The sequence below is a fragment of the Streptomyces atratus genome, from assembly GCF_040655115.1.
In the GTDB taxonomy this organism is placed as follows: domain Bacteria; phylum Actinomycetota; class Actinomycetes; order Streptomycetales; family Streptomycetaceae; genus Streptomyces; species Streptomyces atratus_D.
In genome coordinates this window covers 271,676-281,784 of sequence record NZ_JBFAJH010000003.1, presented here as the reverse complement: position 1 = coordinate 281,784, position 10,109 = coordinate 271,676, and the positions used below count along the sequence as shown (strand labels likewise).

At 72.2% G+C, this 10,109-nt stretch carries 7 protein-coding genes; 6 read left to right on the top strand and 1 reads right to left on the bottom strand.

Annotated elements, in window-relative coordinates:
* Window positions 1-305: 305 nt before the first annotated feature.
* Window positions 306-1,646 (bottom strand): UDP-N-acetylglucosamine 1-carboxyvinyltransferase, encoded by a 1,341-nt coding sequence (murA, locus tag AB0I23_RS06475; protein ID WP_037692423.1) that lies wholly within the window; start codon window positions 1,644-1,646, stop codon window positions 306-308.
* A 276-nt stretch (window positions 1,647-1,922) separates the two neighbouring features.
* Here murA and AB0I23_RS06470 point away from each other — a divergent pair, with 276 nt between their 5' ends.
* From AB0I23_RS06470 to AB0I23_RS06445, 6 genes are all read left to right on the top strand, one after another.
* Window positions 1,923-2,483, top strand: a complete 561-nt coding sequence (locus tag AB0I23_RS06470) for a YqgE/AlgH family protein (RefSeq protein WP_359107380.1) — start codon at window positions 1,923-1,925, stop codon at window positions 2,481-2,483.
* Window positions 2,484-2,512: 29 nt separating this feature from the next.
* Entirely contained in the window at window positions 2,513-2,806 is a 294-nt protein-coding gene (locus tag AB0I23_RS06465) for a DUF3039 domain-containing protein (protein ID WP_352262647.1), read from the top strand.
* Between the two features lie 522 nt (window positions 2,807-3,328).
* Window positions 3,329-4,972 carry a beta-N-acetylhexosaminidase gene (locus AB0I23_RS06460; RefSeq protein ID WP_359107378.1) on the top strand — a complete coding sequence of 548 codons (1,644 nt, stop codon included), beginning with the start codon at window positions 3,329-3,331 and terminating at the stop codon, window positions 4,970-4,972.
* A gap of 319 nt (window positions 4,973-5,291) precedes the next feature.
* Window positions 5,292-6,188 (top strand): FAD binding domain-containing protein, encoded by an 897-nt coding sequence (locus AB0I23_RS06455; protein ID WP_359107376.1) that lies wholly within the window; start codon window positions 5,292-5,294, stop codon window positions 6,186-6,188.
* On the top strand, window positions 6,185-7,729 hold the full coding sequence (locus AB0I23_RS06450; protein WP_359107374.1) for a 2Fe-2S iron-sulfur cluster-binding protein: 1,545 nt from the start codon (window positions 6,185-6,187) through the stop codon (window positions 7,727-7,729). The genes AB0I23_RS06455 and AB0I23_RS06450 overlap by 4 nt, the downstream gene beginning before the upstream one ends.
* Window positions 7,726-10,053, top strand: coding sequence for a xanthine dehydrogenase family protein molybdopterin-binding subunit (locus tag AB0I23_RS06445; RefSeq protein ID WP_359107372.1), 2,328 nt, complete (start codon window positions 7,726-7,728; stop codon window positions 10,051-10,053). The genes AB0I23_RS06450 and AB0I23_RS06445 overlap by 4 nt, the downstream gene beginning before the upstream one ends.
* Window positions 10,054-10,109: the final 56 nt, after the last annotated feature.

Here is a 10,109-nt window from a genome sequence, read left to right as displayed (position 1 = left end):
GGCCGCTGCGTGCGGCGGGGGGGGCCTCGTACCTGCGCGGGTGGCGGGGGGGGGGGGGGGGGGGGCCGCCCCCCCCCACCCCCGTTCCGGCCCTCAGAGCCTGTCGGGTGACCTCTGATCGGGCGGCCACGCCCTGGCACGCACGCTTCCGGTGTTGCCGAAATGGCCTAGTGGCTCCTTCCCCGAGCTCTCAGCTTCGTTCGAGCAGGGGAGTCCCCGTCCGAGGCCCTCCCGGCGCCTTGGAATCGCACGCACCATGCCGCGTCCGCTCTCCGATCGAAGGTCACCCGGCAGACTCTCAGCCGTCAGACCAGCGAGCCGCCCGGCAGCTCGACCTTCGCCCCGAGCTTCTCCAGCTTCTCCATGAAGTTCTCGTAGCCACGGTTGATCAGATCGATCCCGTGCACCCGCGACGTCCCCTGTGCCGCGAGCGCGGCGATCAGGTACGAGAAACCGCCACGCAGGTCAGGGATGACCAGATCCGCGCCCTGCAGCTTCGTCGGGCCGGAGACGACCGCCGAGTGCAGGAAGTTCCGCTGGCCGAAGCGGCAGTCGGAGCCGCCCAGGCACTCGCGGTAGAGCTGGATGTGCGCGCCCATCTGGTTGAGCGCGGAGGTGAACCCGAGCCGGGACTCGTACACCGTCTCGTGGACGATGGACAGTCCCGTGGCCTGTGTCAGCGCCACGACGAGCGGCTGCTGCCAGTCCGTCTGGAAGCCGGGGTGCACGTCCGTCTCCAGGGCAATGGCGTTCAGCGCGCCGCCCGGGTGCCAGAAGCGGATGCCCTCGTCGTCGATCTCGAAGGCACCGCCGACCCGGCGGAAGGTGTTGAGGAACGTCATCATCGAGCGCTGCTGTGCGCCCCGTACGTAGATGTTGCCCTCGGTCGCCAGCGCCGCGGACGCCCAGGAGGCCGCCTCCAGGCGGTCCGGGATCGCCCGGTGCGTGTACCCGTCGAGCCGGTCGACGCCCGTGATCCGGATGGTCCGGTCGGTGTCCATGGAGATGATCGCGCCCATCTTCTGCAGTACGCAGATGAGGTCCTCGATCTCCGGCTCCACGGCCGCGTTGGACAGCTCGGTGACCCCCTCGGCGAGCACCGCCGTCAGCAGCACCTGCTCGGTGGAGCCCACCGACGGGTACGGCAGCCGGATCTTCGTGCCGCGCAGCCGCTGCGGGGCCTCCAGGTACTGGCCGTCGGCCCGCTTCTCGATCGTCGCGCCGAACTGGCGGAGCACGTCGAAGTGGAAGTCGATCGGCCGTCCGCCGATGTCGCAGCCGCCGAGTCCCGGGATGAAGGCGTGGCCCAGCCGGTGCAGCAGCGGGCCGCAGAACAGGATCGGGATGCGCGACGAGCCCGCGTGGGCATCGATGTCGGCGACGTTGGCGCTCTCGACATGGGTGGGGTCCAGGATCAGCTCGCCCGGCTCGTCACCGGGGCGGACCGTCACACCGTGGAGCTGCAGCAGCCCCCGCACGACGCGCACATCGCGGATGTCGGGCACGTTGCGCAGTCGGCTGGGCCCGCTGCCGAGCAGCGCGGCGACCATTGCCTTCGGCACCAGGTTCTTGGCGCCTCGGACGCGGATCTCGCCCTCCAGCGGGGTTCCGCCGTGGACAAGCAGGACATCGTCTGTGCCGGTCATGAATCTCGCGTTCCGGAGTGGTCGGGCAGGGGGCCAACCGAAAGGGTAATGGCCTTCCACCCCGGTTCCATAAGGCGCCGGGGGGTGTAGGAACGTCATGAATCAGCCACAACACGCTCTGCTCACCGAGTCTTGCGGAGGGTCACCGTCCGCAAGACTCCCGGGCTGTGCGCTCTCCGCGAACCCGTGAGCCCTGAGGTGCACGCGGGCTCCCCGCGCCGAGCCGACGCGTCACTTGGTCCCCACGGAGGGCGAAGATGCGGGATCATTTCTGCCATGACCGAGGTGTCCTCGCTCACAGGGCGACTGCTCGTGGCCACACCCACCCTGGCGGACCCGAATTTCGACCGCGCGGTGGTGCTGCTCCTCGACCACGACGAGGAGGGCTCACTCGGCGTCGTCCTGAACCGCCCGACCCCGGTCGGCGTCGGCGACATCCTCGAGTCCTGGGCCGGCCTGACCGGCGAACCGGACGTCGTCTTCCAGGGCGGTCCGGTCTCCCTCGACGCGGCGCTCGGCGTCGCGGTGATCCCCGGCGACGAGGGGCCGCTCGGCTGGCGCAGGGTGTACGGGGCGATCGGCCTGGTGGACCTGGAGGCGCCGCCGGAGCTGCTGGCCGCGGCGCTCGGCTCGCTGCGGATCTTCGCGGGGTACGCGGGCTGGGGCCCCGGGCAGCTGGAGACGGAGCTGACCGAGGGCGCCTGGTACGTCGTGGAGTCGGAGCCCGGAGACGTGTCCTCGCCGCGTCCGGAACATCTGTGGCGGGCGGTCCTGCGCCGTCAGCGCAGCGAACTCGCCATGATCGCGACCTACCCGGACGACCCTTCGCTCAACTGAACCGCGGGGCTTTCAGTACCCTGGCTGTTATGAGCACTCTTGAGCCCGAGCGCGGGGCAGGTACGGGGACCCTCGTAGAGCCGACGCCGCAGGTGTCGAGCGGCGACGGCGACCACGAGCGCTACGCCCATTACGTCCAGAAGGACAAGATCATGGCGAGTGCCCTGGAGGGCACCCCCGTGGTCGCACTGTGCGGGAAGGTCTGGGTGCCGGGGCGCGACCCCAAGAAGTATCCGGTCTGTCCCATGTGCAAGGAGATCTACGAGTCCATGGGCGCCGGTGGCGACAAGGACAAGGGCAAGGGCGGCAAGGACAAGAATTAGTCCGTCCGCAGACCGTTCGGGCCGGGGCCCCCGGAGCGCGCTGACGCGTGCCCCGGGGGTTTTGCGTGCAGCCGCAATTCCGTGTGCGGTGCGCGGGCCGTACCGGCGCCCCTCTCTCACTCACGGGATACCGCCGGCCGAGCCTCCATCGGGTCCGGCCGAGTTCGGTGGCCCCGAACCGGATGGCTCCCCGACGACTCCCCACGTGCTGACCCGACCCACCGCGGGTGACGAACGCTCGGCGTACCGTTCGGGAGAGCCGTGGGTGGGGGCGCGGCCCTTGCCGCGGGCCTGCGTCGGGGTTGCGCACGTCCGCGCGACATCCCGCCGTCGCCCGACGGACCCCGCGACACCCGGGATCCCCGGACCGGTCGATCCACTGCGGCATACCCTCGACGGCGACGGCCATCCCCTTACGGCCTCCCCACGACAGGGAACGGGGGAGGCTGTTACTGGTCTTCTTCGTACTCGTACAGCGATGCCGGGTCCCGGAACCGGGCGGAGCGGTCAAGGACTGACGTCATGGACATCGAGGGTCTGATTCCGGCGCCGCTGCGCGCCACGAACTACACGGCCGGCTTCGTTCTTGATCAGGACACCGTCGTCGTCGGGGAACCCGGCACGGAGCGCGTCGCACGCCAACTGTGCGGCGACCTCGCCGCCGCGACCGGTCTGCGGTTGGCGCCGGGCAAGGGCGGGAACGGGAACGCGATCCGCCTGCGGACCGACCCCGAGGTGGCCGCGGAGCTGGGCCGCGAGGGCTACCGGCTGTCCGTGGACGGCGACGGCGTCACCGTGCTGGGCGGCGGCGCGGCCGGAGTCCACTGGGGTACGCAGACCCTGCGCCAGCTCCTGGGCCCCGATGCCTACCGGCGGGCACCCGTCGACCCGGAGCGGCAGTGGCGCGTCCCCGGCTGCGTCGTCGAGGACCGCCCCCGGTTCTCCTGGCGCGGCCTGATGCTCGACGTCTCACGGCACTTCCTGCCCAAGGACGACGTCCTGCGCTACCTCGACCTCCTCGCCGTCCACAAGCTGAACGTCTTCCACCTCCACCTCACCGACGACCAGGGCTGGCGCGTGGAGATCAAGCGCTTCCCGAAGCTCACCGGGATCGGTTCCTGGCGCACCCGTACCAAGCACGGGCACCGGGCGTCGGAGCTGTGGGACGAGACCCCGTACGGCGGTCACTACACGCAGGACGACATCCGGGAGATCGTCGCGTACGCCGCCGAGCGGCATATCCGTGTCGTCCCCGAGATCGACATCCCGGGCCACTCGCAGGCTGCCATCAGCGCCTACCCGGAACTGGGCAACACCGACGTCATCGACACCACCGCCCTTACCGTCCGGGACACCTGGGGCGTCACTCCGAACGTGCTCGCCCCCACCGACGACACCCTCCGCTTCTACGAGGGTGTCTTCGAGGAGATCCTCGATCTCTTCCCGGCCGCCACCTCGCCGTTCATCCACATCGGTGGCGACGAATGTCCCAAGGACCAGTGGAAGGCGTCCCCGGCCGCCCAGGCCCGGATCAAGGAACTCGGCCTGGCCGACGAGGACGAGCTGCAGTCCTGGTTCATCAGGCACTTCGACAGCTGGCTCACCGCGCGCGGCCGCCGCCTCATCGGCTGGGACGAGATCCTCGAAGGCGGCCTCGCGGACGGCGCGGCGGTGTCGTCGTGGCGCGGGTACGCGGGTGGCATCGCCGCCGCCGAGGCCGGCCACGACGTCGTGATGTGCCCGGAGCAGCAGGTCTATCTGGACCACCGTCAGCACGGCGGCCCCGACGAGCCGATGCCCATCGGGTACGTACGCACCCTGGAGGACGTCTACCGCTTCGAACCCGTACCGCCGGGCCTGAGCGACGAGGCGATCCGTCACATCCTGGGCACCCAGGCCAACGTGTGGACCGAGGTCATGCAGAACCGGTCCCGCGTCGACTACCAGGTCTTTCCGCGGCTCGCGGCGTTCGCGGAGGTCGCCTGGTCGGCACTGCCCGCCCCCGTCGACCGGGACTTCGCCGACTTCGAGCGCCGGATGACCGCGCACTACGCCCGACTTGACGTGCTCGGCGTCGATTACCGCCCGCCGGGCGGCCCGTTGCCGTGGCAGAAGCGCCCCGGCGTCCTCGGACGCCCGATCGAGGGTGCGCCCCCGAACGTGTGATCCCGCTCGCGGACGGGCGCCCGGCCACCGCGGTTCCTGGGACCGTGGTGGCCGGAAGCGTTCGCACCGGCCCTGCCGGAACCGCGCATCCCTGGAAGGGAATAAGTCGTACAAGGCTTACCGAAGGGTGGCAATTCGCGCTCTGCGCACAGAGGGAGCGAAACGGGAGCATCTACCAGGTCAGGTGCGGATGCGCCCTTCGCGGACCCTCGCGTCGGTCCGATCGGAAGATGTGCCAGAGTTGCCACGTCCCGGCTTTGAGCACGTACCGTACGGCGAAACAAGCGGGACGCCGGGACACCGGGAAGGGGCAGCTGGGTTGACCACGCACGCACCGCAGGCGACGCAGACGGTGACGCTGCCCGCCTCGCTCGAGGAGGCTGTGGCGGCGCTCGGCGCCATGCCCGCCGCCGTTCCTGTGGCCGGCGGCACGGACCTGATGTCGGCCGTCAACAAGGGGCTGCTGCGCCCCTCCGGACTCGTCGGCCTCGGCCGTATCAGCGAACTCCGCGGCTGGCACTACCAGGACGGTCACGCCCTGCTCGGCGCCGGACTCACCCACGCACGCATGGGCCGGCCCGACTTCGCCGCCCTGATCCCCGCCCTGGCCGCGTCCGCGCGCGCCGCGGGCCCGCCCCAGATCCGTAACGCCGGGACGCTCGGCGGCAACATCGCCACCGCCGCCCCGGCCGGCGACGCCCTCCCCGTGCTTGCCGCCCTGGAGGCGGAGCTCGTCATCGCGGGCCCCGGCGGTGCCCGCCGCGAGATCCCCGTCTCGCACCTGCTGGCCGGCCGGGAGATGCTCGAACCCGCGGAGTTGATCGCCTTCGTCCGCGTACCGCTGCTGCACGCCCCCCAGGTCTTCTTCAAGGCGACCGGCCGCACCGGCCCCGGCCGCGCCACCGCATCCGTCGCGATCGTCCTCGACCCGGCCAGGCGCGGGGTGCGCTGCGCGGTCGGCGCGATCGCACCGATGCCGCTGCGTCCGCTGGAGGCCGAGCGCTGGATCGCCTCCCTGATCGACTGGGACGGTGAACGGGGCCTGGCGCCCGACGCGCTGGCCGCCTTCGGCGAGTACGTCGCCGCCGCCTGCATCCCGGACCAGCCGCCGCCCGCCGACGGGGGAGAGGCGCCATCGCTGCCCCCCGCCGTACTTCATCTGCGGCGCACGGTCGCCGCGCTCGCCCGACGCGCGCTGGGGAGGGCACTGTCGTGAGCAACGGCAACGCCGACAACAGGAACAACGAGGGCCCCGCCGACCAGCACGGCGGCTGGCAACCGACCGCGCAGGGCGGCGAGTACGACGCCGAGGCGACCGCCTTCGTCCAGCTGCCGCCGGAGGACCTGGCGAACATTCCGCTGGCCGCGCCCGGCCAGGGCTACGTACCGCCGATGATCCTGCCGCTGACCCCCGCGGCCGGGCTCGACCCGGCGGCGACGGGCAGCTGGGTCGTGCGGACGCAGAGCACGCAGGACCAGGAGACGGAGCAGCAGGCGACGGGCGCGGTGCACTGGCCGGACCCGAACGAGCAGCACCAGCAGCTCCAGGAGTACCCGCAGCACGAGCAGTACCCGCAGCACGAGCAGTACCCGCAGCAGGCCGAGTCATCGGCCTCGACCGGCCAGTGGAACCTCGCCGGGGCGACGGCCGCCGAGACGCCCGGCCACACCGGCCGGTGGACGGTCCCGGTCGCCGATGGCGACCTGCCGGAGGAGTCCGGCGAGTTCGCGGCCTCGGCCCTGGCGTCCGAGTGGTACGCGGACCGGACACCACCGGCCACGCTGCCGGGCGGCGCGCCCGCACCGTGGGCGACACAGCCGGAGGCTCCCGAGACGGTCGGGACGGCTGCGGAGGGCGCGGCGGACACCCCGGCGTCCGGACCGTGGGCGACGCAGCCGGAGGCTCCCGAGGTCCCCGAGACGGTCGGGACGGCTGCGGAGGGCGCGGCGGACACCCCGGCGCTCGGCACGGACTTGACGCAGCTCCCGGCCCCGGACGCCACCGCGTCGGAGACGGCCCCCGAGCCCCTGGCGGAACCCGCGGCCGACACCACGGCCACCCCCGAGCAGGCCCTCACCACCGACCCTCCTCACGAGACCATTTTCGAGGCCCCCCTCGACACACCCCCCGACACCACCAGCGAGCACCCGTCCGCCTCCTACGTCCTGCATGTGAACGGCGCCGACCGCCCCGTCACGGACGCCTGGATCGGCGAGTCCCTGCTCTACGTGCTCCGCGAGCGCCTCGGCCTCGCCGGAGCCAAGGACGGCTGCTCGCAGGGCGAGTGCGGCGCCTGCAGCGTCCAGGTCGACGGCCGCCTCGTCGTCTCCTGCCTGGTCCCCGCGGCCACCGCGGCGGGCAGCGAGGTCCGTACGGTCGAGGGCCTGGCCGTCGACGGCGAACCGTCCGACGTGCAGCGTGCCCTGGCCGACTGCGGCGCCGTCCAGTGCGGCTTCTGCATCCCCGGCATGGCCATGACCGTCCATGACCTGCTGGAGGGCAACCACGCCCCCAGCGAACTGGAGACCCGCCAGGCGCTCTGCGGCAACCTCTGCCGCTGCTCCGGCTACCGCGGCGTCCTGGACGCCGTGAGCCAGGTCATCGCGGGCCGCGAGGCAAGCGGTGAGGCGGACACGGCGCCCGGCGCCGCCGCCTCGTCCGGGGACGCGCATTCCACCGAGGCCCGTATCCCGCACCAGGCAGCGCCCGGTGCCGGTAGTGTCCAGCCCCATCTGCAGGACGGAGGCATGGCGTGAGCAACGACGCAGCCACCGCGACCCACACGGCGCTCACCATTCCGCCGGTGGACGGCCCCGGAGCCGAGCCGCCCGTACTCGGCCTCGGCGCCTCGCTGCCGCCCGCCGACGCCCGCGCCAAGACCGAGGGCACCTTCCCGTACGCGGCCGACCTCTGGGCCGAGGGACTGCTCTGGGCGGCCGTGCTCCGTTCCCCCCACCCGCACGCCCGCATCCTGTCCATCGACACCACGGGCGCCGCTGAGATGCCCGGCGTACGTGCGGTCGTCACCTACGAGGACGTTCCCGGGGACGGGGCGTACGGACGCCGGGTGGTCGACCGCCCCGTCTTCGCCTCCGAACTGGTCCGCCACCACGGCGAACCGATCGCCGCGGTCGCCGCCGACCACCCCGACACGGCCCGCCTCGCCGCGGCGGCGATCGTCGTCGAGTACGAGGTCCTCGAACCGGTCATCGACCCGGAGAAGGCCTTCGAGGCCGAGCCCCTGCACCCCGACGGCAACCTCATCCGCCACATCCCGCTGCGCTACGGCGACCCGGACGTCACGGGCGACGTCATCGTCGAGGGCCTGTACCGCATCGGCCGCCAGGACCCCGCCCCGATCGGCGCCGAGGCCGGCCTCGCCGTGCCGCGCCCCGACGGCGGAGTGGAGATCTACACCGCCTCCACCGACCCGCACACCGACCGCGACCTCGCCGCCGCCTGCTTCGGCCTCGAACCGGACCGGGTGAAGATCGTCGTCACCGGTGTCCCCGGCGCGACCGGCGACCGCGAGGACCCGGGCTTCCAGCTCCCTCTCGGCCTGCTCGCCCTGCGCACCGGCTGCCCGGTCAAACTGGCCGCCACCCGCGAGGAGTCCTTCCTCGGCCACGCCCACCGCCACCCGACGCTGCTCCGCTACCGCCACCACGCGGACGCCGAAGGCAGGCTGGTCAAGGTCGAGGCGCAGATCCTCCTCGACGCGGGCGCGTACGCCGACGCCTCGTCCGAGTCGCTGGCCGCCGCAGTCGCGTTCGCCTGCGGTCCGTACGTCGTCCCGCACGCCTTCATCGAGGGCTGGGCGGTCCGTACGAACAACCCGCCGTCCGGCCATGTGCGCGGCGAGGGCGCCATGCAGGTCTGCGCGGCGTACGAGGGCCAGATGGACAAGCTGGCCGCCAAGCTGGGCATCGACCCGGCCGAACTGCGCCTGCGTAACGCCCTGTCCACCGGCGACATCCTGCCCACCGGCCAGACGGTGACCTGCCCGGCACCGGTGACCGAACTCCTGCAATCCGTGCGGGACTTCCCCCTCCCCGCTCTCCCCAAGGACTCCCCGGAGGACGACTGGCTGCTCCCGGGCGGCCCGGAGGGCGCGGGCGAACCGGGCGCGGTGCGCCGCGGCGTCGGCTACGCACTCGGCATGGTCCACATGCTCGGAGCCGAAGGCACGGACGAGGTCTCCACGGCCACGGTCAGGGTCCACAACGGCGTCGCCACGGTCATCTGCGCCGCGGTCGAAACCGGCCAGGGCTTCAGCACCCTGGCCCGCCAAGTCGTCCAGGAGACCCTGGGCATCGAAGAGGTCCACGTGGCCGCGGTCGACACCGACCAGCCCCCGGCGGGTCCCGCCACACACGGGCGCCACACCTGGGTCTCCGCCGGAGCGGTGGAACGCGCCGCGAAGATGGTCCGTACTCAGCTTCTGCAGCCCCTGGCCCACAAGTTCGGCATGTCCACGGAGCTGCTGCAGATCGCCGGCGGCAAGATCACCTCGTACGACGGGGTGCTGTCCACGACGGTCACGGAAGCGATGGACGGCAAGGAACTCTGGGCCACCGCCCAGTGCCGCCCCCACCCGACCGAACCCCTGGACGAGTCGGGCCAGGGCGACGCCTTCGTCGGCCTCGCCTTCTGCGCGATCCGCGCCGTCGTGGACGTCGACATCGAACTCGGCTCCGTACGGGTCGTGGAGATGGCGGTCGCCCAGGACGTCGGTCGGATCCTCAACCCGTCCCAGCTGACGACCCGTATCGAGGCGGGCATCACCCAGGGCATCGGCGCCGCCCTCACCGAGAACCTCCGTAGCGCCCGCGGCCTGATCCGCCACCCCGACCTCACCGGCTACGCGCTCCCGACCGCCCTGGACGCCCCAAACATCCGCATCGTCAAACTCGTCGAAGAACGCGACGTGGTAGCCCCCTTCGGCGCCAAGCCCGCCTCGGCGATCCCCGTGGTCACCTCCCCGGCCGCCGTAGCCGCAGCCGTACGATCCGCCACCGGCCGCCCGATCAACCGCCTCCCCATCAGGCCCCAGGCGGCGGTGGCGGCCCCCAAGTCCTGAGCCCTGCACGGATGGCGTGATCCGGGTCGCACCTGCAACCCGGAGGTGCACACTGT

Excerpts from the sequence above, each read along its gene's own strand:
- murA (WP_037692423.1), bottom strand. The coding sequence starts at position 1,646 with ATGACCGGCACAGACGATGTCCTGCTTGTCCACGGCGGAACCCCGCTG.
- AB0I23_RS06470 (WP_359107380.1), top strand. The coding sequence starts at position 1,923 with ATGACCGAGGTGTCCTCGCTCACAGGGCGACTGCTCGTGGCCACACCC.
- AB0I23_RS06460 (WP_359107378.1), top strand. The coding sequence starts at position 3,329 with ATGGACATCGAGGGTCTGATTCCGGCGCCGCTGCGCGCCACGAACTAC.
- AB0I23_RS06465 (WP_352262647.1), top strand. The coding sequence starts at position 2,513 with ATGAGCACTCTTGAGCCCGAGCGCGGGGCAGGTACGGGGACCCTCGTA.